This is a genomic window from Halomonas mongoliensis (assembly GCF_052496345.1).
On the sequence record NZ_CP199288.1, the window covers coordinates 3,408,698 to 3,429,118 of the forward strand.

Here is a 20,421-nt window from a genome sequence, read left to right on the forward strand (position 1 = left end):
GATACCCCTGATGACGACAACCACCGTGCTTCTACTGGCTGGCCTGGGACTGGTGATCATCGCCGGCCTGGGGGCCTATGCGTTCACCCTCTGGAAGGAGGTTCGCCGCCGAGAGGCGTTCCGCGAAGAGGAGGAGCAGCGCGCCCGCGACAACTGCCTGGAGAACCTCGAGTTGGTGGCCTCGGCCCTGCTGCAGGAACAGGTCGATATCACCGAGGGCGCCTGGCGCTGCAAGGTGCTGCTGGAGATCCTCGAGCCGCGCCTGCTGGAGCGCGAGGCCTTCCGCCCCTTCGGCGAGGTCCATGCCCGCACCCGCCATCTGCATACCCACGAGGCGCGCCAGGCGCTGAGTCCCAAGGCGCGCTTCAAGGAGGATCGCGAGCGCCTGGCCGTGGAAGATGAGCTGCGCGAGGCGGTGCTGGAGGCGGCACGCGCCGCTCTGGTCTTTCGCCGCGACTGGCCGGCAAGCCTCCATTGACGAGGGAGTGGAACGCCCGCTTTATCGAACACTGTGCGATTTCTCGTCGGTTCTGCTAATCTCGCCACAGGCGATTGAAAGATGTGCCGAGCTGCTGCAAGCTTGGCGCGTGCCGAGGCTTGCTGAGGCCGCTATCGGTCCACGGCCTGTCCGGTGCGGGTGTGTAGCGACATGATGTCGCTCTGCCCGATCGTCGGGATCATCTGGGAAGGCGGTAGCATTCTTGCCTGCCCTGGAGCCAAGAAAAGAAAAGAAGGAGTTTTTTTATGAAAAAATCCACGACTGGCTTGCTGCTCGGTTCTGCTCTGGTGGTTGGCCTGGCCGGCTGTGCCACCCCGAACACCACTCCCTCCTCCGACCGTCCCTGGTACCAGCAGCCGGTGACCTGCGGCATCGCCGGCAGCCTGATCGGTGGCAGCATCGGCTACGCCACCAGCGGCAGCTCCGATGAGGAAGAGGGTGCCGCGACGGGCGCCGTCGCCGGTGCCGCCCTCGGCGCCCTGCTGTGTGCCGACCGCACCCCGGCCCCGGTGGCCGAACCCGAGCCGATGCCGGAGCCTGAGCCTGAGCCCGAGCCGGTGCCGGACTTCGAGCCGGTGACCCTCTCCAGCGAGGTGAACTTCGCGTTCGACTCCGACGAGCTGCGCCCCCAGGCCGAAATGACCCTGGACGAAGTGGCCCGTCGCCTGCGCGAGCACACCGACGTGCGCATCCGCATTGAAGGCCACACCGACTCCGTGGGCTCCGCCCAGTACAACCAGGGCCTCTCCGAGCGTCGTGCCAACTCCGTGCGCAGCTACCTGGAGAGCCAGGGCGTTGCCGGTGAGCGCATGATCGCCGTGGGCTATGGCGAAGAGCGTCCGGTCGCCACCAACGAGACCGACGAGGGCCGTGCCCTCAACCGTCGCGTCGAGATCGACCGCCAGTAAGGCGGTATCTGCCGCGACGCGGGAGGGAGCTTCTCCGGAGCCCCTCCCTGCCATAAAGGGGGCGCCTCAGGGCGCCCCCTTTGCGGTGGCGCCCCCGCCGCCGCTTCTGGTAAGGTAGCCCGCTCATTTCCATTCCTGTTTGCCGCGACACGTGGTCTCTCGTATGGGCCACCACTGCGCACAAGGACCCGCTTCATGCCCATCGTGACACTGCCTGATGGCAGCCAGAGAACCTTCGACGAACCGATCACCGTGATGCAGCTGGCCGAGAGTATCGGCCCCGGTCTGGCCAAGGCCTGCGTGGCCGGCAAGATCGACGGCGTGGCGGTGGATGCCGCCGATGTGATCGAGCGCGACGCCGAGGTGGCCATTCTCACGGCCCGGGACCCCGAGGGGCTCGAGGTGATCCGCCACTCCTGCGCCCACCTGATCGGCCACGCCGTCAAGCAGCTCTTCCCGGAGGCCAAGATGGCCATCGGCCCGGTGATCGACGACGGCTTCTACTACGATATCGACTTCGGCCGCTCGGCGACCCCCGAGGATCTCGAGGCGATCGAGAAGCGCATGAAGCAGCTGATCGACCAGGACTACGACGTGGTCCGCGAGTATGTCGATCGTGATAAGGCCATGCTGACCTTCCTGCACCGCGACGAGCCCTACAAGCAGGAGATCGTCCGCGAGATTCCGGAAGGCGAGACCATTCGCCTCTACCATCACGAAGAGTACACCGACATGTGCCGGGGCCCCCATGTGCCCAATACCCGGCACCTGAAGGCGTTCAAGCTCACCAAGCTGGCCGGCGCCTACTGGCGCGGCGATGCCAGCAAGCCGATGCTGACCCGCATCTACGGCACCGCCTGGCCGGACAAGAAGCAGCTCAAGGCCTACCTCAAGCGCCTCGAGGAGGCGGAGAAGCGCGACCATCGCAAGCTGGCCAGGAAGATGGACCTCTTCCACCTCCAGGAGGAGGCGCCAGGCATGGTCTTCTGGCACCCCAACGGCTGGACCATGTATCAGGCACTCGAGCAGTACATGCGCCGGGTGCAGGTCGAGAACGGCTACCAGGAGATCAAGACTCCCCAGGTGGTGGACCTGACCCTGTGGAAGAAGTCCGGGCACTGGGGCCACTACAGTGAGCTGATGTTCACCACCGAGTCCGAGAAGCGTGACTATGCGGTAAAGCCCATGAACTGCCCCTGTCACGTGCAGGTGTTCAATCAGGGCCTCAAGAGCTACCGGGACCTGCCGCTGCGCCTGGCGGAGTTTGGCAGCTGCCACCGCAACGAGCCCTCCGGCTCCCTGCACGGCCTGATGCGGGTGCGCGCCTTTACCCAGGACGACGCCCACATCTTCTGTACCGAGAAGCAGATTCAGGCCGAGGCCGAGGACTTCATCGCCCTGACGCTGAAGGTCTACAAGGAGCTGGGCTTCGAGGACGTCGAGCTCAAGCTCTCTACCCGCCCCGAGGATTTCCTCGGCGAGCCCGAGATGTGGGACCGCGCTGAAGAAGGCCTCGAGGCGGCACTCAACTCCACCGGCCTGGAGTGGGAGCTGCAGCCGGGAGAGGGCGCCTTCTACGGGCCCAAGATCGAGTTCTCCCTGCGCGACTGTCTCAACCGGGTCTGGCAGTGCGGTACCCTGCAGCTGGACTTCAACCTGCCGGGCCGTCTCGGCGCCCAGTTCGTCGACGAGGACGGCGCGCGCAAGACCCCGGTGATGCTCCACCGGGCGATCCTCGGCTCCTTCGAGCGCTTCCTCGGCATCCTGATCGAGCACTATGCCGGCGCCATGCCGCTGTGGCTGGCGCCCCAGCAGGCGGTGATCCTCAATATCACCGATGCCCAGCGCGATTATGTGCAGAATCTCGAGGCGCGTTTGCAGAAAATCGGTCTGCGAGTCAAGGCGGACTTGAGGAACGAGAAGATCGGCTTTAAAATCCGGGAGCATACGTTGCAGAAAGTTCCCTATCTCCTCGTGGTGGGGGATAAGGAAGTCGAGGCCGACTCGGTGGCCGTGCGCACACGCACCGGCGAGGATCTGGGCACCATGCGGGTCGATGACCTCATTGAGCGTCTGAACGCCGAACTCGGCTGACGACATCGTCAATCGTCTTAAGGAGACTGAGCGATCAAGCGAAGCAACCCAAGAGGGCGCGTCCAGGATAAGCGCCCCCCGATGAACGAGCGTATTACCGAGGATCAGGTTCGCCTGATCGATAGCGACGGCGAGCAGCTGGGCGTCGTGCCCACCAGTGAAGCACTGGAGCGAGCCGAAGCGGCGGGACTGGACCTCGTGCAGATTTCCAACGCCGACCCCATCGTCTGCAAGATCATGGACTACGGCAAATTCGTCTTCGAGCAGAAGAAGCAGAAGTCCGCTCAGAAGAAGAAGACGAAGCAGATTCAGGTCAAGGAAGTCAAGTTCCGGCCTGGCACCGACGAGGGCGACTATCAGGTCAAGATGAAGAACCTGATCCGCTTCCTCGAAGGTGGCGACAAGGGCAAGGTCACGCTCCGCTTCCGCGGTCGCGAGATGGCGCACCAGGACCTCGGCCGCAAGCTGATGGAACGGATCGCCGCCGATCTCGAGGAGATCGGGACCGTGGAGTCCTTCCCGAAGATGGAAGGGCGCCAGATGATCATGATCGTTGCCCCGAAGAAGAAGCAGTAAGCAGTAGAGAAGAAGTGATCCGACGGCCGGTTCAACGGGCGGCAGGCGAAAAGCCTGCCGTTGGCCCCGGGTTTTCTGAAAAAACCTCGCAATGGAGTGTTCTTCCATGCCGAAGATCAAGAGCAACAGTGGCGCCGCCAAGCGCTTCAAGAAGACGGCCAACGGCTTCAAGCACAAGCAGTCTTTCCGTAGCCACATCCTGACCAAGAAGTCCACCAAGCGTAAGCGTCAGCTGCGCGGCATGAAGCAGATTCACGACGCCGACAAGGCGCTGATCCAGCGCATGCTGCCCAACCTGTAACCCTTGGTAGATCCCATTTTCGTCAGGAGTAAGCTATGACTCGTGTCAAGCGTGGCGTTGTCGCCCGTCGTCGTCACAAGAAGATTCTCAAGCAGGCCAAGGGTTACTACGGTGCCCGCAGCCGCGTGTTCCGCGTCGCCAAGCAGGCCGTCATCAAGGCCGGCCAGTACACCTACCGTGACCGCCGCCAGCGCAAGCGCCAGTTCCGCGCCCTGTGGATCCAGCGTATCAATGCCGGTGCCCGTCAGCACGGTCTCTCCTACAGCCGCTTCGTCGGTGGCCTGAAGAAGGCCGGTATCGAGATCGACCGCAAGGTCCTGGCTGACCTGGCCGTCAACGAGAAGGCCGCCTTTGCAGCCATCGTCGAGAAGGCCAAGGCTGCCCAGTAAGCGATAGCGTCATCGGCGCGCGTTCCGCCCCAGGCGAGGCGCGCGCTGGCGTTCAGGGGGAAGAGCAGCCGCTCTTCCCCTTTTTCTTGAAGACAGACTTTCGAATTCGGAGCGCAACGGATGGACCACCTTCCCACTCTGGTCACCGAGGCTCGCCAGGCAATTCAGGCCGCCGAGACCATTTCGGCCCTGGAAGAGCTGCGCGTACGCTACCTCGGCAAGAAGGGCGAGATCACCGCCCAGCTCAAGGGGCTGGGCAAGCTGCCGGCCGCGGAGCGTCCGGCAGCCGGCGAGCGGATCAACCAGGCCAAGCAGGCGCTGGCCGAGGAGCTGGAGGGGCGGCGCAGCGCTCTGGCGAAGGCGGAGCTGGAGGCGCGACTCGCCTCCGAGCGCATCGACGTGACCCTGCCCGGCCGCGGCCAGCCCAGCGGTGGGCTGCATCCCGTCACCCGCACCATGGAGCGCATCGAGGGGCTCTTTACCCGCATCGGCTACGACGTGGAGGTAGGGCCCGAGATCGAGGACGACTACCATAACTTCGAGGCGCTCAATATCCCGGCCCATCACCCGGCCCGGGGCATGGCGGACACCTTCTACTTCGATGCCACCCGGCTGCTGCGCACCCACACCTCGCCGGTGCAGGTTCGCACCATGAAGCAGGGCCAGCTGCCCATTCGCATCGTCTGCCCGGGCCGGGTCTATCGCAGCGACTCGGACCTGACCCATACGCCGATGTTCCACCAGGTGGAGGGACTGCTGGTCGATCAGGACGTCAGCTTCGCCGACCTGAAGGGCACCATCGAGGACTTCCTGCACGCCTTCTTCGAGCGTGACGACCTCTCGGTGCGCTTCCGTCCCTCCTACTTTCCCTTCACCGAGCCCTCCGCCGAGGTGGATATCCAGTGCGTAATGTGCGCCGGCGACGGCTGCCGGGTCTGCTCCCACAGCGGCTGGCTGGAGGTGATGGGCTGCGGCATGGTGCATCCCGAGGTGTTCCGCCACTCCGGCATCGACAGCGAGCGCTATACCGGCTTCGCCTTCGGCATGGGGGTCGAGCGCTTGGCCATGCTGCGCTACGGCGTCAACGACCTGCGCCTGTTCTTCGACAACGATCTGCGCTTCCTGCGCCAGTTCGCCTGACCCTCCCTCGCATCAGCAGAACACAGGATTTGCCATGAAATTTTCCGAACAGTGGCTGCGCGAGTGGGTGTCGCCGCAGCTTGCCACCCAGGCCCTGGCCGACCAGATCACCATGGCCGGTCTCGAGGTCGACGCGGTGGAGCCCGTAGCGGCGCTCTTCAGCGGCGTGGTGGTGGCCGAGGTGGTGGAGAAGGTCCAGCATCCCGATGCCGACAAGCTGAGCGTCTGCCAGGTGCGCGACGGTGACGGCGAGTTGGTGCAGGTGGTGTGCGGCGCCCCCAACGTGGCGGTTGGGCAGAAGGTGCCCTTCGCCCGGGTTGGCGCCGTGCTGCCCGGCGACTTCAAGATCAAGAAGGCCAAGCTGCGCGGTCAGGCGTCCCAGGGCATGATCTGCTCCGCCTCGGAGCTCGGCCTCGAGGAGGAGACCTCCCCGGGTATCCTGGAGCTTCCGGCCGGCGCCCCGGTGGGCGAGGACTTCCGCGCCTGGCTGGGTCTGGATGACCATACCATCGAGGTGGACCTGACCCCCAACCGCGGCGACTGCCTCAGCCTCAAGGGCATGGCGCGGGAGGTGGGCGTGCTCAATCGCCTGCCGGTGCAGGGCCCGTCGGTCGCAGTGGTATCGGCGACCCACGACGAGACCTTCCCGGTGCGGGTCGAGGACCCCGAGCGCTGCCCGCGCTATATCGGCCGCCTGATCAGGGGCGTCGACGTGAGCGCCGAGACGCCGCTGTGGATGGTGGAGAGGCTGCGTCGCAGCGGCATCCGCGCCATCGACCCGGTGGTCGACGTCACCAACTATGTGATGCTCGAGCTCGGCCAGCCCCTGCACGCCTTCGATCGCGCCAACCTGCAGGGTGCCGTGATCGTGCGCCTGGCCCGGGAGGGGGAGCGCCTGGTACTCCTCGACGGCCAGGAGGTGACCCTGGCGGCGGATACCCTGGTGATCGCCGACGAGCGCGGGCCCCTGGCCATCGCCGGCGTCATGGGCGGGGAGCACTCCGGCGTCAACGCCGGGACCCGGGACATCTTCCTGGAGTCGGCCTTCTTCGCGCCCCTGGCGGTGGCCGGTCAGGCGCGCAACTACGGGCTGCATACCGATGCCTCCCACCGCTTCGAGCGCGGTGTGGACCCGGCACTGGCCCGAGAGGCGGCCGAACGCGCCACGGCGCTGCTGCTGGAGATCGTCGGCGGCGAGCCGGGCCCCCTGGTGGTGGTGGCAAGCCAGGCGCACCTGCCCGGCGAGCGCGAGGTGCGCCTGCGCGCCGCGCGCCTCGAGCAGGCGCTCGACAAGGCCCTGCCCGCCGACGAGGTCACCGAGATCCTCGAGCGCCTGGGCATGGCGGTGACCGCCGACGCCCTGGGCTGGACGGCGCGGGCGCCGAGCTGGCGTTTCGATATCGCCATCGAGGAGGATCTGATCGAGGAGGTGGCGCGCATACACGGCTATAACCGGCTGCCGGTGCGCCGCCCCAAGGCCCGGCTGGCCCTGCGCCCCGACCACGAGGCGCGTACGCCCCTGGCGCGCCTGCGCCGTCAGATGGTGGCCCGGGGCTATCAGGAGGCGGTGACCTACAGCTTTGTCGCCCCCGAGCTGCAGAAGGCGCTGCTGCCCGAAGCGGTCTCGCCGGTGCTGGCCAACCCCATCTCTGCGGATCTCTCGGTGATGCGGGCGAGCCTCTTCCCGGGCCTGGTGCGGGCGCTGACCCACAACCTGAACCGCCAGCAGACGCGGGTGCGCCTCTTCGAGACCGGCCTGGTATTCCGCGGCGAGCTCGACGAGCTGCAGCAGCTTCCCATGCTCGGGGCCCTGGTTTGCGGTAGCCGGGAGCCCGAGGGCTGGGCCGCGGGGCGCGACCGTGTCGACTTCTTCGACCTCAAGGGGGACCTGGAGAGCCTGCTGGCCATGGGTGGCGAGCCCGAGGCGTGGCGCTTCGAGCCCGCCGAGCATCCGGCCCTGCACCCGGGGCAGTGCGCGCGGATCCTGCACCGGGGCGAGGAGGCCGGCTGGATCGGCGCCCTGCACCCCGCGGTGCGCGCCGAGCTGGGGCTCAAGGTGGAGGCGCTGCTCTTCGAGGTGCGCCTGGACGCCCTGACCCACGGTCGCGTGCCCTCCTTCATGCCGCTGTCGCGGTTCCCGGAGGTGCGTCGCGATCTGGCCTTCCTGGTGGACGAGACGCTGCCGGTCCAGGCGCTGCTCGATACCCTGCGTGGCCAGGCCGGCGAGTGGCTGACCGAGTGCCGGCTGTTCGACGTCTACCAGGGTCAGGGGGTGCCGGAAGGGCGCAAGAGCGTGGCGCTGGGCTTGACCTGGCAGCATCCTTCACGCACGCTGAATGATGAGGAAATCAACGAGTTGGTTGATGCCATCGTGACCGAGTCCCGTCAGCATCTGGGTGCCGAGCTGCGGGGCTAGCCCCGCCGGTTGGCGGGCACGGATGGCAGCGGCCGTGAGGCGGACCCTACACGAGGACGTGAACATGGGTGCATTGACCAAGGCGGAGCTTGCCGAGCATCTGCACGCTGAGCTGGGCCTTTCCAAGCGTGAGGCCAAGGCCATGGTGGAGGCCTTCTTCGAGGAGATCCGTGCCTGCCTGCGCGAGAACGAACAGGTCAAGCTCTCCGGCTTCGGCAACTTCGACCTGCGCGACAAGCGCGAACGGCCGGGGCGCAACCCGAAGACGGGAGAGGAGATCCCGATCTCGGCCCGCCGGGTGGTGACCTTCCGGCCGGGCCAGAAGCTGAAGAGCCAGGTCGAGGGCTACCGCGGCGAATCGCGCTGATCGACACCTGACCACGCGACCAGAGACGACAGCGCCACCCCCTGGGGTGGCGCTGTCGTGCTGTATGAGCCGGTGGTTAAACGCTGCCGCCGTTCTCCAGCATCCAGGTGATCACTACCTTGAGTACATAGCCGAGCATGCCGGCACCCAGCACCACGAAGAGCATGATGGTGCCGAAGCGACCCGCGTTGGACTTCTTGGCCAGGTCCCAGATGATGAAGGCCATGAAGAGGATCAGGCCGCCGATCATGATCGGGGTGATCCAGGCCTCGAAGGTCTGCTGCATGGGGGGACTCCGTCAGAGGGGATATTTTTCCGACCATTATACTCGGGTACCCCCGTTGCCAAAGGCGCCAGGGTGCGACGAAGTGTCTCGCCGCCGGAAGGGGGAGGGGGCTTGATTCTGGCCGTGACGGTAGGGCACCCGGGTGCGCGCGGGCCGGGAGCTATGGTAATATCCGATGAAATTCCTCAGGTAAAACCGTCACATGCCCATGCTCAAGATCTTCGTTGGTACCATGTACGGTGGCGCACTGGACGTCGCCGAGCAGGTCAAGCCGCTGTTCGAGGGGGCCGGCTACGAGGTCGCCATCCTCGAGAACCCCAGCCTCGATGACCTGACCGCCCCGGATACCGATCTGGCGCTGTTCTGCGTCTCCACCACCGGCAGCGGCGACTACCCCGGCACCTTTGCCAACTTTGCCCGGGCCATCGCCGACCAGAGCCCGGGGCTCTCCTCGCTGCGCTATGGCCTGATCGCCCTGGGCGACAGCTCCTATGGCGAGACCTTCTGCGGCGCCGGCCGCCAGCTCGATGAGCTGCTGGAGGGGCAGGGCGCCACTCGCCTGGGTGAGCGGCTGGAGATCGACGCCATGGAGACCTTCATGGCCGATGACGCGGCGCTGCCCTGGGTCGAGGCGTGGATCGATACCCAGCAGCTCAAGGTCGCCTGAGCATGGGGGCCCAGCCATCTCCCGAGCGGCTCAGCCTGATGCTGGGGCTGATCCTGCTGATGCTTTCCACCATCCCCCGCTATCTGGTGGGCGGCCATGACAATCGCCTGAACCTGGTCCTGATCGCCCTGGCGGTGGTGGCCGCCGTGGCCGTGGTCCAGTGGCGCATGCTCGAGGCCGAGGCGCGGGCGCGTCTGCCCGATCTGCTCAAGCGCCTGGGCCTCTGCCTGGCGGTCGGCCTGGCCGGCATGGGGCTCTACCATGCGCTCTTCACCGACTTCATCGGCTGGGAGCTGCTGATCGCCCACGGCGCCACCCTGGGGCTGCTGCTTCACGCGCTGCTGCTATGGTTCAGAGCACCCAGCGACTAGTCGGGGAGAGCGCGCCGGCTCTCCGTCAGAAAACGCCCCGCCGAGTCTCGAGCTCGGCGGGGCGTTTCACTCTTCACCCCGCGCTCTTTCAGCCCAGGGTATAGCAGGGCTCATACTCGCCTTCGAGCTTCATGCGGCCCTGGGCCACGAAGGAGTCGAGGAGCGCATCCAGGCGGGTCATCAGTTCGGCGTCGGCATGCAGCCGGAAGGGGCCGTGGGCGCGGATCGCCCGGATGCCCTGCTCCTTGACGTTGCCGGCCACGATCCCCGAGAAGGCGCGTCTCAGGTTGGCGGCGAGCTCGTGGGTGGGCAGGTCCCGGCGCAGGGCGAGCCCGGCCATGGCCTGGTGGGTCGGCTCGAAGGTCTCCTGGAAGGGGCGGTCGATGGTCAGCCGCCAGTTATAGTAGAAGGCGTCCTGGCGGGTGCGGCGGTAGTCGGTCACGGCGTCGATGCCCTTGCGCATGGCCCGGGCCACCTCGGTGGGGTTGTCGATGATGACACGGTAGAGCGCGCGGACCTCCTCGCCTAGGGTGTAGACCAGGAACTCGTCGATGCGCCGGAAGTAGTCGGCGCTGTTCGCCGGGCCGGTGAAGATCACCGGGAGCTCCATGTCGGCGTTCTCCGGGTGCAGCAGGATGCCCAGCAGGTAGAGAATCTCCTCGGCGGTGCCCACCCCGCCGGGGAAGACGATGATGCCGTGGCCCAGGCGCACGAAGGCCTCCAGGCGCTTCTCGATATCGGGCATCACCACCAGCTCGTTGACGATGGGGTTGGGCGCCTCGGCGGCGATGATGCCGGGCTCCGAGATACCTAGATAGCGGCCCTGGCGTCGGCGCTGCTTGGCATGGGCCACGTTGGCACCCTTCATGGGGCCCTTCATGGCGCCGGGGCCGCAGCCGGTGCAGATGTCCATCTCGCGCAGCCCCAGGTGGTAGCCCACGTCCTTGCTGTATTCATACTCCTCCCGGGAGATGGAGTGGCCGCCCCAGCAGACCACCAGGCTGGGGTCGCGGCCCGGCTTGAGGGTGCCGGCCTTGCGCAGGATATGGAACACGGCGTTGGTGGTGCCCTCGGCGGTGGTCAGGTCGAAGCGTTGGTGGCCCTGGATCTCGTTGTAGACGTAGACGATGTCGCGCAGCACCGAGGAGAGATGCTCGCGGATGCCGCGAATCATCCGCCCGTCCACGAAGGCCTCGGCCGGGGCGTTGGTCAGCTTCAGGCGGATGCCGCGGTCCTGGGGAATCACCTCGATATCGAAGTCCCGGTAGGCCTCCATCAGTGCCACGCTGTCGTCGGTGGGTGAGCCGCAGTTGAGCACGGCCAGGGCGCAGCGGCGCAGCAGATCATGCAGGCCGGCCTTGGAGGTGTCGTGCAGCCGGCTTACCTCGTGCTGGGAGAGGATCTCGAGGCTGCCTTCCGGGGAGATGATGCTGGAGATGGTGTCGGGCATGGGGCGTCCTTGTCGCGGTTTGGTCTGCCCCGATGCTATCACGGCTGCCGGGCGCCGGTGCTACAATGAGGGCCCTTTTCGCCAGCTGGCCCGTCATGTTCAACGCCCTCTATTTCCGCACCTTCATTACCCTGGTCGAGACCGGCAGTTTCACCCAGACGGCGCGGCGCCTGGAGATGACCCAGCCCGGCGTCAGCCAGCACGTTCGCAAGCTCGAACAGTATCTGGGCAAGCCGCTGCTGGAGCGTCACGGACGCCGCTTCACCCTGACCGAAGCGGGTCGGCGGGCCTACGACTACGCCCTTAAGCTCTTCGTCGACCACGAGCAGTTTCGCCACTCCCTGGACGCCGACTCGCTCTTTTCCGGCGAATGCCGCCTGGCCTCTCCCGGCAGCGTGGGCCTGATGCTCTACCCCTTCCTGCTCGGTCAGCAGCAGATGCACCCCGGGCTCTCGGTCAGCTACAGCTTCGCCTTCAACCACGACATCGCCCAGGACGTGCTGGCCGGGCGTCACGACCTAGGTATCGTCACCGAGCCACTGCGCCAGTCCGACCTGCGCGTCGAGCCCTGGCATCGGGAGCCCCTCTGCCTGGTGGTGCCGGCGGATTTTGTCGGCAGCGGGCTGGCCGATCTGATGGGCATCGGCTTTATCAACTACTTCGACGGCCTGAATCACGCCAGCGCCCTCCTGCGCAGCAACTTTCCCCAGGAGTTCCGCTCCATGAGCCACTTCCGACGCCAGGGCTTCACCAACGAGGTGGGGCTGGTGCTGGACGCCGTGGCCCGGGGGCTGGGTTTCACGGTGGTGTCGCGCCTGGTGCTGGAGACCTCCCCCTGGCAGCGGCAGGTCAAGGCGCTGGACCTGCCGGTGGCGGTGCACGAGACGCTGCACCTGGTGACCCGAGCCGGCAGCGAGATGCCGCGGCGCTATGTGCGCCTCCTGGAGGACTTCCGGGAGCAGCGTCGCCAGGCCCTCTCCGGCTTCGGGGAGGTGCCCGCAGGACCCTGAGGGCGTTCCACGGGGTGCTCTGCAAACAGCGTACCCCGCAGCGTACACCGCAAAGCAGCAGGCCCCGCCGTTTGGCGGGGCCTGCTGCTTGGGGGCCTGTATCTCCGAGGAGAGATGAGCCTCAGTCGCGATACTCGTCGATGCTTGGGCAGGAGCAGACCAGCTGCCGGTCGCCGAAGACGTTGTCGACCCGGTTAACCGCCGGCCAGTACTTGGCCGCCTTGACCGCCTGGGAGGGGAAGGCGCCCAGCTCTCGTGAGTAGGGGCGCTCCCAGCTCTCGTCCATCAGGTCGGCCTGGGTGTGCGGCGCGTTCACCAGGGGGTTGTCGTCCACCGGCCAGTCGCCGGCTTCGACCCGGCGGATCTCCTCGCGGATGGCGATCATGGCGTCGCAGAAGCGGTCGATCTCGTAGCGGGATTCCGACTCGGTAGGCTCGATCATCAGGGTGCCGGGCACCGGGAAGGACATGGTGGGGGCGTGGAAGCCATAGTCCATCAGGCGCTTGGCGATATCCTCCTCGCTGATGCCCGAGGCCGCCTTGAGCGGGCGGATATCGATGATGCACTCGTGGGCCACGGTGCCGTTCTCGCCCTTGTAGAGCACCGGATAGTGCTCGCCGAGGCGCTTGGCGATGTAGTTGGCGTTGAGAATGGCGAGCTCGGTGGCCTCGCGCAGGCCCCGTGCACCCATCATCTTGATGTAGGCCCAGGAGATCGGCAGGATCGAGGCGGAGCCGAAGGCCGCCGCCGATACCGCGCCGCAGTCGGCATTGACCCCCTCGATGGGGGTGACCACGTGGTTGGTCACGAAGGGCGCCAGGTGGGCCTTGACGCCGATGGGGCCCATGCCGGGGCCGCCGCCGCCGTGGGGGATGCAGAAGGTCTTGTGCAGGTTGAGGTGGCTGACGTCGCCGCCGAAATCGCCGGGGCGCGACAGGCCCACCTGGGCGTTCATGTTGGCGCCGTCCACATAGACCTGGCCGCCGTGGGCGTGAACGATCTCGCACACCTCGCGCACCCCGGCCTCGAAGACGCCGTGGGTGGAGGGGTAGGTGATCATGATCGAGGAGAGCGCCTCGCTGTGCTGCTCGGCCTTGGCGCGCAGGTCCTCGATATCGATGTTGCCGTGGCGGTCGCACTCCACCACCACCACCTTGAGGCCGACCATGGCCGCCGAGGCCGGGTTGGTGCCGTGGGCGGAGCTCGGGATCAGGCAGACGTCGCGGTGGCCCTCGCCGATGGCCGCCTGGTAGCGGCGGATCGCCACCAGGCCGGCGTATTCGCCCTGGGCGCCGGAGTTGGGCTGCATGGAGATGTGGTCGTAGCCGGTCACCTCCACCAGGAAGGCGGCGAGCTCATCGATCATCTGCTTGTAGCCGGCCACCTGGTCCCGGGGGACGAAGGGGTGAATGTTGGCGAACTCCGGCCAGGTGATGGGGATCATCTCGCTGGTGGCGTTGAGCTTCATGGTGCAGGAGCCCAGCGGAATCATGGCGTGGGCCAGGGAGAGGTCTTTATTCTCCAGGCGCTTGAGGTAGCGCAGCATCTCGGTCTCGCTGCGGTAGCGCTGGAAGGTGGGGTGGGTCAGAAAATCGCTCTCCCTGCGGCACGCCGCCGGAATCCCGCTCGCCCCCTCGTCCACTGCGCGGGCATCCAGGGCGCTGATCGAGAGGCCATGCTCCTCGCCCAGCAGGACATCGAAGAGCACGTCCAGGTCGTGGGCGGTGGTGGTCTCGTCCAGGGTCACGCCCACGTCGCCGTTGTCGAAGTAGCGCAGGTTGATCTCGTGGGTGAGCGCGCGGCCGTGGAGCTTGCCGGCATCCACCCCGGTCAGGCGCAGAGTGTCGAACCAGGTGTCGTGGGCCAGCGAAACGCCCTTCTCCTTGAGGCCCAGGGCCAGCAGGGTGGTCAGGCGGTGAATGCGGCCGGCGATGGTGGTGAGCCCCTCGGCGCCATGATAGACGGCGTAGAAGCCGGCGATATTGGCGAGCAGGGCCTGGGCGGTACAGATGTTGGAGGTGGCCTTCTCGCGGCGGATGTGCTGCTCGCGGGTCTGCATCGCCATGCGCAGGGCCTGGCCGCCGCGGCTGTCCCGGGAGACGCCGATGATGCGACCGGGAATCGAGCGCTTGAGCTTGTCGGTGGTGGCGAAGAAGGCGGCGTGGGGGCCGCCGTAGCCCATGGGCACGCCGAAGCGCTGGGTGGTGCCGATGACGATGTCGGCGCCAAGCGCCCCCGGCTCCTTGAGCAGCACCAGGCTCATGATGTCGGCGGCCACGCAGGTCATGATGCCCCGCTCCCGGGCGGCGGTAAGCAGCGGCGCCAGGTCGCGGACCTGGCCGCTCTCGCCGGGGTACTGCAGCAGGGCGCCGAAGGCGTCGGTGTCGGCGAGCTGTTCGGCCGGGGCGACCACCAGCTCGAAGCCGAAGTAGGCGGCCCGGGTGCGGACCACGTCGAGGGTCTGGGGCAGCACGTCGTCGGCAATGAAGAAGACCTCGCTCTTGGCCTTCTTGTTACCGCGATGGCAGAGGGCCATGGCCTCGGCGGCGGCGGTGGCCTCGTCGAGCAGGGAGGCGTTGGCCAGCTCCATGCCGGTCAGGTCCATCACCATCTGCTGGTAGTTGAGCAGCCCCTCCAGGCGACCCTGGGAGATCTCCGGCTGGTAGGGGGTGTAGGCGGTGTACCAGCCCGGGTTCTCCAGCACGTTGCGCTGGATGACGGCGGGCAGGTGGGTGCCGTGGTAGCCCTGGCCGATATAGCTCTTGAACACACGGTTCTGGCGGGCCAGACGCTTGAGGTAATCCAGCGCTTCCGCCTCGCTTCTGGGCGGGTCGAGCTCGAGCTCGCGGCCCAGGCGGATGTCCGCGGGCACCGTGCGCTCGATCAGCGCCGGCAGGCTCTCCACGTCGAGGGTGGCCAGCATGGCGGCCACGTCATCCTGGCGGGGGCCATTATGGCGCTGTAGGAAGTCATCGTGGGCGGCCAGGTCGGCCAGGCGGCGGGAATCGATCGGCATGGGGGCACCCTGTCACGTAAGGCGAAAGCGGGAGAAGAACTCGGGATCAACGTCATGCCCCGGCCAGGGCGGCCGGGGCGCAGGTGAGACGGAGCGGACTCAGTCGTCGGCCTGGGCCACGGCGCCGTAGCCGTCGGCATCCAGCAGGTCGTCGAGCTGGCCGCTCTCCTCCAGGCGGACCTTCATGATCCAGCCGTCCGCGTAAGGGGACTCGTTGACGGTCTCGGGGGCGTCCTCGAGGGCCTCATTGACCTCGACCACCTCGCCGGCCACCGGCGCATAGAGGTCGGAGGCGGCCTTGACCGACTCGACCACGCCAAACTCCTCCTTGAGGGTGAGGGCGCGACCTACCTCGGGAAGCTCGACGAAGACGATATCGCCCAGCGCTTCCTGGGCGTGATCGGTGATGCCGACGGTCACGGTGCCGTCACCGTTATCCAGCACCCATTCGTGGCTGTCGGCGTAGCGAAGGTTGGCGGGAATTGAGCTCATCGGAATTTCCTATACGAAATAGTTTTCGGGATTCGCGAATGCTAACGCCATTGGCGGCGTTTGGCGAGTCCATCCAGCGCAATGCTGAGGCAAAGACCCGTCCCAAGGGTGGCCCGAGCGGGCGGATACGTCCAGCAAAGGGCGGTATCCCGGGCCTGGCACACGGCTTTCCCTGCCTTGGGAGCCAGGTCCGGTGGCAGGCGGCACGCCCTGACGACACCAGGGCGGTGGCGGTCTATGCTGGCTGAGTGAGCGGCGCCCAGCCCGGGTGGGGCCAGTTTCTGATAGGAAACATGGTTTCATCGCCTGCGGCGCCGCTCCAGCGTTGATTGGCGGCAGGCTGGGATGAAGCAAAAGATTCCGCTATGTTAGCCGGGTTAGTCTTGTCGATTCTGCGCATGATGGCACCCGACATGGAAGGATCGCCGGGTGTCATGGGGCCAGACGACGGTGCAAAACAACAAGCGCAAAGGGAGATTCACGTGGAAACCTTGAACAATCTATTCGGTGCCATCAACAGCGTGGTGTGGGGGCCCTTGATGCTGATCCTGCTGCTGGGGGTCGGCTTCTACCTGCAGGTCGGCCTGAAGCTGATGCCCATTCGCAAGCTGGGCATGGGCTTCCGGCTGATGTGGCAGGGGCGGGATGCCAAGCCGGTGCCGGGAGAGAAGAAGAAGGAGGACGAGGGGGAGATCTCGCCCTTCAATGCCCTGATGACGGCGCTCTCCGCCACCATCGGCACCGGCAATATCGCCGGCGTGGCCACGGCGATCGCCCTGGGCGGTCCCGGGGCGGTGTTCTGGATGTGGATCACCGCCCTGGTGGGGATGGCCACCAAGTTTGCCGAGGCGGTGCTCGCCGTTCGCTACCGTGAGACCGACAGCACCGGCTATCACGTCGGTGGCCCGATGTTCTACATCAAGAACGGCCTGGGCAAGAAGTGGCTGTGGCTGGGGGGCGCCTTCGCCTTCTTCGGCGCCGTGGCGGCCTTCGGCATCGGCAATACCGTGCAGTCCAATTCCGTGGCGGATGCCCTGGACAGCACCTTCGGGCTGCCGCACTGGATCACCGGCACCGTGATCATGGTACTGGCCGGGGCGGTAATCCTGGGCGGCATCAAGCGGATCGCCAAGGTGGCCGGCAAGCTGGTGCCGATCATGGGCATCCTCTATGTGGTCGCCGGGGTGCTGGTGCTGATCGTCAACGCCGGCCAGATCGGCGAGGCCTTCAGCATGATCTTCTACTATGCCTTCAACCCCCATGCGGCGGCCGGCGGTTTCGCCGGGGCAGCGGTGATGGCGGCGATTCGCTTCGGCGTAGCCCGCGGCATCTTCTCCAACGAGGCGGGCCTGGGCAGTGCGCCCATCGCCCACGCGGCGGCCAAGACCAAGAACCCGGTGCGTCAGGGCCTGATCGCCATGCTCGGCACCTTCATCGACACCATCATCATCTGCACCATCACCGCCCTGGTGATCCTGACCTCCACGGTGTGGATCGAGGGTGAGGCGGGGGCCTCGCTTACCGCGCTCTCCTTCGACGCGGCCCTGCCGGGCTTCGGCAACCAGATCGTCTCGGTGGCGCTGGCGGTGTTCGCCTTCACTACCATCCTGGGCTGGTCCTTCTACGGCGAGAAGTGCTTCCAGTTCCTGTTCGGTACCCGCTCCATCATGCTCTACCGGGTGCTGTTCGTGCTGGCGATCCCCCTGGGCGCCATGGCCAACCTGGGCTTCATCTGGCTGATGGCCGACACCTTCAACGCCATGATGGCGATTCCCAACCTGATCGCCCTGGCGCTGCTCTCGCCGGTGGTGTTCAAGCTGACCCGGGACTACTTCGACGGCAAGGAGGTCCTGCCGGGCGAGGATCTGGACCACAACAAGGGCTGAGGGTAGCTCGAGCCGATACGGCAAAGCGGGGCGGCCACCTTGGGGTGGCCGCCCTTTTTTTTCAGAAATTTTATACCGTTATCATTTGTCGCCATGATCAGATGGCACCAAAGAAGCCGGCCTGCAGCTCAGGCCTGAAGTTCAGCAGAAAACCGTCGTCATGACTGGATCCGGCGAAAGGTCAGGCTGATGCGCAGCCCGGGAATCCGCCGCGGCAGCAGGGCGTGCTGCAGCTGGCGCTGCACGCCGGGGCCCATCACCAGCAGGCTGTCGTGGGGCAGCCAGGCATTGAAGGGCGCGGCGGCTCCCGCATCACCGGCAGGGGCCGCGCCAGGCTTCCAGCGAAAGCGCAGCGGGCGCTCGGCCCCCAGCGTGACGGCGGCGATCAGCGGGTCGCGACCGAGCTCCGGCTCGTCATCGCTGTGCCAGCCCATGCGCTCCTCACCGCCGGCGTAGCGGTTGAGCAGCACGCTGTTGAAGCCGGCCTGCACGCCCTGGTCTGCCAGGTTGGCGATCACAAGGTCCCGCAGCTCGGCGACGGCCGGGTGCCAGGGCTCGGGGCAGAAGTCCCGGCCCGAATAGCGGTAGTGCGCCTCGGGGTCGCCCATCCAGACCTGGGCGCGGGGTATGACGTGCTCGCGGCCGTAGAGGCGCAGTGTGGGGCGCTGCCATTCAAGCTCGGCATCGAGGGTGTGAAGAAGCGCCGTGGCGGCAGGCTCCCCCAGCAGGGGAGTCGTGAGCCACAGGGGCGGGTTGGTCAGCAGGGTCTCGGTCGGCATCGGCCAAGGATGCCACGGCGGTGCGGCTGCGACGAGCCGTGCATCCGGTGTCACCCAACCAGGGTCAGGCTCACGCCGGCGAACAGCAGCCCGAGCAGGGCACCGGCCACCACGTCGCTCAGGTAGTGCAGGCCGAGGCCGACTCGGGAGAGGGCGATCAGCAGCACCAGCGGCACCAGCCAGGGGGCGAGCCAGGGCAGATGGTTCGCGGTCAGCGCCAGGAACATCACCGCATGCATGGTGTGGCCGCTGGGAAAGCTGTAGCGGTCCCGGGCCGGCTCGTGGGAGCGGACATTGCCCACGAAGGTGATATAGGGCCGCTCCCGGCAGAGCCGGGTCTTCACCAGGCGATAGACGGCGATGGCGGCCAGGGCGGTCAGGGTGTACTGGAGCAGGCGCTGCCCACCATGAGCGGCGTCGAGCAGGGGCTGCAGCAGGATCAGGGCGACCCAGGCCGGCCAGTCGCCGAGGCGGCTGGCCAGGCGCAGCAGCCCGAGCCAGGGGCGATAGAGGTTGAGGCGGCCGATGCGCTGGCAGAGTCGCCACTCCAGCAGGTCGAGACGATCAAGCAGGGCGGGGGCGCGAGGTGCCATGGCGAATCTCCCGGGCGTGGTCGAGGGTGGCAAGGAAGGTGTCGGCGATGGCCGGCCAGCCGTAGGCCAGCGCCCGCTCCCGGGCATGTCGACCCAGGCGGGCCCGCCGGGCCGGCTGCTGACAGAGGGTGACGGCGGCGCCCAGAAAGCCGCGGCCGTCGTCGATGGCCAGGGCCAGGCCGTTGTGGTCATGCTCGATCAGTTCGGCGCCGGCGGCATGGCGAAAGGCAACGGATGCCAGGCCGCTGGCCATGGCTTCCAGCAGGACATTGCCCCAGGTCTCCGAGAGCGACGGAAACAGGAAGAGGTCGGCGCTGGCGTAGTGGCGGGCCAGCTCGTCGGCGGGAATGAAGCCGGTGAAATGGGCCTGGGGCAGGGAGGCGGCCAGGGCCTTGCGCCCAGGACCGTCGCCGACGATCACGATGCGCGCATCGGGTCGGGCCTCGCCGATGGCCACGCAGCTCTCCCGCAGCAGCGCCAGGTTCTTCTCCGGGGCCAGGCGCCCCACGTGCAGCACCACGGGGGTGTGCTCGCCGGCGCCCCAGGCCCGGCGGAGTTCGGGATCGCGGTGGGCCGGCGAAAAGCGCTCCCCGTCGATGCCCCGTGCCATGACGCGCACCGCCTGGAAGCCATCGGCCGTGAGCTCCTCGGCCTGCTGGCGCGTCGGCACCAGGGTGGCCTGGCTGCGATTGTGAAAGGTGCGCAGGCGACGACGGACCGGGCCGCTGAGCCAGGGAAGGCCGTAGTCGTGGCAGTAGTGGTCGAAGTTGGTGTGCCAGCCGGCCACACAGGGAATCGCCAGGCGCCGCGCCACGGCCTGGGCCGACCAGCCCAGAGGGCCCTGGGTGGCCAGATAGATCACCTCCGGACGCTGCGCCTGCCAGAAGCGCGTCAGGCGCCTGGAAGCCGGCAGGCCCAGGCGCACCTGGGGATAGCCGGGCACGGCGACGCCGCGCACCCTGAGCTCGGCCTCCACGTCCGCGCTGCGTGGCGCGGGTATGGCCGGCGTCGGGCGTACCAGCTGCAGGCGATGGCCCCGGGCGTTGGCCTCGCGGCTGAGGTGGCCGAGGGTGTGGGCGACGCCGTTGATCTCCGGCGCCCAGGTCTCGCTGACCAGGCAGATACGCATGTGCTTCCCCGCTGCGTGGCGGGCCCCTCATGGGCCCTGTTAGGCACCGAGG

Annotated in this window: 20 protein-coding genes; 13 read left to right on the plus strand and 7 right to left on the minus strand. The window is 67.0% G+C overall.

Annotation, left to right across the window (positions count from 1 at the left end; all coding sequences use genetic code 11):
• Positions 1 to 10: 10 nt before the first annotated feature.
• The 9 genes from ACRYRV_RS15955 (at position 11) to ihfA (ending at position 8,690) form a co-directional block, all read left to right on the plus strand.
• A complete protein-coding gene (locus tag ACRYRV_RS15955; RefSeq protein WP_299310858.1) occupies positions 11 to 478 on the plus strand; it encodes a DUF2489 domain-containing protein in 468 nt (155 codons plus the stop codon).
• 266 nt (positions 479 to 744) lie between these two features.
• The gene (locus ACRYRV_RS15960; protein ID WP_444984485.1) at positions 745 to 1,407 is read left to right on the plus strand and encodes an OmpA family protein; all 663 of its coding nucleotides are present in this window, start codon (positions 745 to 747) and stop codon (positions 1,405 to 1,407) included.
• A gap of 195 nt (positions 1,408 to 1,602) precedes the next feature.
• The gene (gene thrS / locus ACRYRV_RS15965; RefSeq protein WP_444984484.1) at positions 1,603 to 3,501 is read left to right on the plus strand and encodes a threonine--tRNA ligase; all 1,899 of its coding nucleotides are present in this window, start codon (positions 1,603 to 1,605) and stop codon (positions 3,499 to 3,501) included.
• Between the two features lie 33 nt (positions 3,502 to 3,534).
• Positions 3,535 to 4,077, plus strand: a complete 543-nt coding sequence (gene infC, locus ACRYRV_RS15970; RefSeq protein ID WP_299310866.1) for a translation initiation factor IF-3 — start codon at positions 3,535 to 3,537, stop codon at positions 4,075 to 4,077.
• Positions 4,078 to 4,183: 106 nt separating this feature from the next.
• Complete coding sequence (rpmI, locus tag ACRYRV_RS15975; protein WP_089725334.1) at positions 4,184 to 4,378, plus strand: 50S ribosomal protein L35; 195 nt, start codon at positions 4,184 to 4,186, stop codon at positions 4,376 to 4,378.
• Between the two features lie 35 nt (positions 4,379 to 4,413).
• Positions 4,414 to 4,767, plus strand: a complete 354-nt coding sequence (gene rplT / locus ACRYRV_RS15980) for a 50S ribosomal protein L20 (RefSeq protein WP_444984483.1) — start codon at positions 4,414 to 4,416, stop codon at positions 4,765 to 4,767.
• Positions 4,768 to 4,887: 120 nt separating this feature from the next.
• On the plus strand, positions 4,888 to 5,907 hold the full coding sequence (gene pheS, locus ACRYRV_RS15985) for a phenylalanine--tRNA ligase subunit alpha (RefSeq protein WP_309636393.1): 1,020 nt from the start codon (positions 4,888 to 4,890) through the stop codon (positions 5,905 to 5,907).
• Between the two features lie 34 nt (positions 5,908 to 5,941).
• On the plus strand, positions 5,942 to 8,323 hold the full coding sequence (pheT, locus tag ACRYRV_RS15990) for a phenylalanine--tRNA ligase subunit beta (protein ID WP_444984482.1): 2,382 nt from the start codon (positions 5,942 to 5,944) through the stop codon (positions 8,321 to 8,323).
• A gap of 64 nt (positions 8,324 to 8,387) precedes the next feature.
• Positions 8,388 to 8,690, plus strand: coding sequence for an integration host factor subunit alpha (gene ihfA, locus ACRYRV_RS15995; protein ID WP_253442868.1), 303 nt, complete (start codon positions 8,388 to 8,390; stop codon positions 8,688 to 8,690).
• A gap of 76 nt (positions 8,691 to 8,766) precedes the next feature.
• Here the strand turns inward: ihfA and ACRYRV_RS16000 are convergent, their stop codons facing one another.
• On the minus strand, positions 8,767 to 8,976 hold the full coding sequence (locus tag ACRYRV_RS16000; RefSeq protein WP_253442865.1) for a DUF2788 domain-containing protein: 210 nt from the start codon (positions 8,974 to 8,976) through the stop codon (positions 8,767 to 8,769).
• A gap of 202 nt (positions 8,977 to 9,178) precedes the next feature.
• On the opposite strand from ACRYRV_RS16000, the gene ACRYRV_RS16005 reads away from it, so the two are divergent.
• Both ACRYRV_RS16005 and ACRYRV_RS16010 read left to right on the plus strand, forming a co-directional pair.
• The gene (locus ACRYRV_RS16005; protein WP_253442862.1) at positions 9,179 to 9,643 is read left to right on the plus strand and encodes a flavodoxin domain-containing protein; all 465 of its coding nucleotides are present in this window, start codon (positions 9,179 to 9,181) and stop codon (positions 9,641 to 9,643) included.
• Positions 9,644 to 9,645: 2 nt separating this feature from the next.
• A complete protein-coding gene (locus tag ACRYRV_RS16010; protein ID WP_253442859.1) occupies positions 9,646 to 10,014 on the plus strand; it encodes a hypothetical protein in 369 nt (122 codons plus the stop codon).
• Between the two features lie 88 nt (positions 10,015 to 10,102).
• Here ACRYRV_RS16010 and ppnN read toward each other — a convergent pair whose 3' ends face one another.
• Positions 10,103 to 11,464 carry a nucleotide 5'-monophosphate nucleosidase PpnN gene (gene ppnN, locus ACRYRV_RS16015; protein WP_444984481.1) on the minus strand — a complete coding sequence of 454 codons (1,362 nt, stop codon included), beginning with the start codon at positions 11,462 to 11,464 and terminating at the stop codon, positions 10,103 to 10,105.
• Between the two features lie 95 nt (positions 11,465 to 11,559).
• Here ppnN and ACRYRV_RS16020 point away from each other — a divergent pair, with 95 nt between their 5' ends.
• The gene (locus tag ACRYRV_RS16020) at positions 11,560 to 12,474 is read left to right on the plus strand and encodes a LysR family transcriptional regulator (protein WP_253452118.1); all 915 of its coding nucleotides are present in this window, start codon (positions 11,560 to 11,562) and stop codon (positions 12,472 to 12,474) included.
• Between the two features lie 121 nt (positions 12,475 to 12,595).
• Here ACRYRV_RS16020 and gcvP read toward each other — a convergent pair whose 3' ends face one another.
• Both gcvP and gcvH read right to left on the minus strand, forming a co-directional pair.
• Positions 12,596 to 15,490 carry an aminomethyl-transferring glycine dehydrogenase gene (gcvP, locus tag ACRYRV_RS16025; RefSeq protein ID WP_444984480.1) on the minus strand — a complete coding sequence of 965 codons (2,895 nt, stop codon included), beginning with the start codon at positions 15,488 to 15,490 and terminating at the stop codon, positions 12,596 to 12,598.
• Positions 15,491 to 15,589: 99 nt separating this feature from the next.
• Entirely contained in the window at positions 15,590 to 15,982 is a 393-nt protein-coding gene (gene gcvH, locus ACRYRV_RS16030; protein ID WP_253442847.1) for a glycine cleavage system protein GcvH, read from the minus strand.
• A gap of 482 nt (positions 15,983 to 16,464) precedes the next feature.
• On the opposite strand from gcvH, the gene ACRYRV_RS16035 reads away from it, so the two are divergent.
• The gene (locus tag ACRYRV_RS16035; RefSeq protein ID WP_309636389.1) at positions 16,465 to 17,868 is read left to right on the plus strand and encodes an alanine/glycine:cation symporter family protein; all 1,404 of its coding nucleotides are present in this window, start codon (positions 16,465 to 16,467) and stop codon (positions 17,866 to 17,868) included.
• Positions 17,869 to 18,026: 158 nt separating this feature from the next.
• Here ACRYRV_RS16035 and ACRYRV_RS16040 read toward each other — a convergent pair whose 3' ends face one another.
• The 3 genes from ACRYRV_RS16040 to ACRYRV_RS16050 are packed head-to-tail and all read right to left on the minus strand — an operon-like array spanning position 18,027 to position 20,369.
• Complete coding sequence (locus ACRYRV_RS16040; protein WP_444984479.1) at positions 18,027 to 18,647, minus strand: alpha-ketoglutarate-dependent dioxygenase AlkB family protein; 621 nt, start codon at positions 18,645 to 18,647, stop codon at positions 18,027 to 18,029.
• 50 nt (positions 18,648 to 18,697) lie between these two features.
• Positions 18,698 to 19,240: a phosphatase PAP2 family protein gene (locus ACRYRV_RS16045; RefSeq protein WP_444984477.1), complete on the minus strand. Its 543-nt coding sequence runs from the start codon at positions 19,238 to 19,240 to the stop codon at positions 18,698 to 18,700.
• The gene (locus tag ACRYRV_RS16050) at positions 19,212 to 20,369 is read right to left on the minus strand and encodes a glycosyltransferase family 4 protein (protein ID WP_444984476.1); all 1,158 of its coding nucleotides are present in this window, start codon (positions 20,367 to 20,369) and stop codon (positions 19,212 to 19,214) included. Before ACRYRV_RS16050 ends, ACRYRV_RS16045 begins: the two co-directional genes overlap by 29 nt.
• Positions 20,370 to 20,421 lie beyond the last annotated feature (52 nt).

Coding starts and splice junctions, on each gene's coding strand:
- ACRYRV_RS15955 (WP_299310858.1), top strand. CDS start 11: ATGACGACAACCACCGTGCTTCTACTGGCTGGCCTGGGACTGGTGATC.
- ACRYRV_RS15960 (WP_444984485.1), top strand. CDS start 745: ATGAAAAAATCCACGACTGGCTTGCTGCTCGGTTCTGCTCTGGTGGTT.
- thrS (WP_444984484.1), top strand. CDS start 1,603: ATGCCCATCGTGACACTGCCTGATGGCAGCCAGAGAACCTTCGACGAA.
- rpmI (WP_089725334.1), top strand. CDS start 4,184: ATGCCGAAGATCAAGAGCAACAGTGGCGCCGCCAAGCGCTTCAAGAAG.
- rplT (WP_444984483.1), top strand. CDS start 4,414: ATGACTCGTGTCAAGCGTGGCGTTGTCGCCCGTCGTCGTCACAAGAAG.
- pheS (WP_309636393.1), top strand. CDS start 4,888: ATGGACCACCTTCCCACTCTGGTCACCGAGGCTCGCCAGGCAATTCAG.
- pheT (WP_444984482.1), top strand. CDS start 5,942: ATGAAATTTTCCGAACAGTGGCTGCGCGAGTGGGTGTCGCCGCAGCTT.
- ihfA (WP_253442868.1), top strand. CDS start 8,388: ATGGGTGCATTGACCAAGGCGGAGCTTGCCGAGCATCTGCACGCTGAG.
- ACRYRV_RS16000 (WP_253442865.1), bottom strand. CDS start 8,976: ATGCAGCAGACCTTCGAGGCCTGGATCACCCCGATCATGATCGGCGGC.
- ACRYRV_RS16005 (WP_253442862.1), top strand. CDS start 9,179: ATGCCCATGCTCAAGATCTTCGTTGGTACCATGTACGGTGGCGCACTG.
- ACRYRV_RS16010 (WP_253442859.1), top strand. CDS start 9,646: ATGGGGGCCCAGCCATCTCCCGAGCGGCTCAGCCTGATGCTGGGGCTG.
- ppnN (WP_444984481.1), bottom strand. CDS start 11,464: ATGCCCGACACCATCTCCAGCATCATCTCCCCGGAAGGCAGCCTCGAG.
- ACRYRV_RS16020 (WP_253452118.1), top strand. CDS start 11,560: ATGTTCAACGCCCTCTATTTCCGCACCTTCATTACCCTGGTCGAGACC.
- gcvP (WP_444984480.1), bottom strand. CDS start 15,490: ATGCCGATCGATTCCCGCCGCCTGGCCGACCTGGCCGCCCACGATGAC.
- gcvH (WP_253442847.1), bottom strand. CDS start 15,982: ATGAGCTCAATTCCCGCCAACCTTCGCTACGCCGACAGCCACGAATGG.
- ACRYRV_RS16040 (WP_444984479.1), bottom strand. CDS start 18,647: ATGCCGACCGAGACCCTGCTGACCAACCCGCCCCTGTGGCTCACGACT.
- ACRYRV_RS16045 (WP_444984477.1), bottom strand. CDS start 19,240: ATGGCACCTCGCGCCCCCGCCCTGCTTGATCGTCTCGACCTGCTGGAG.
- ACRYRV_RS16050 (WP_444984476.1), bottom strand. CDS start 20,369: ATGCGTATCTGCCTGGTCAGCGAGACCTGGGCGCCGGAGATCAACGGC.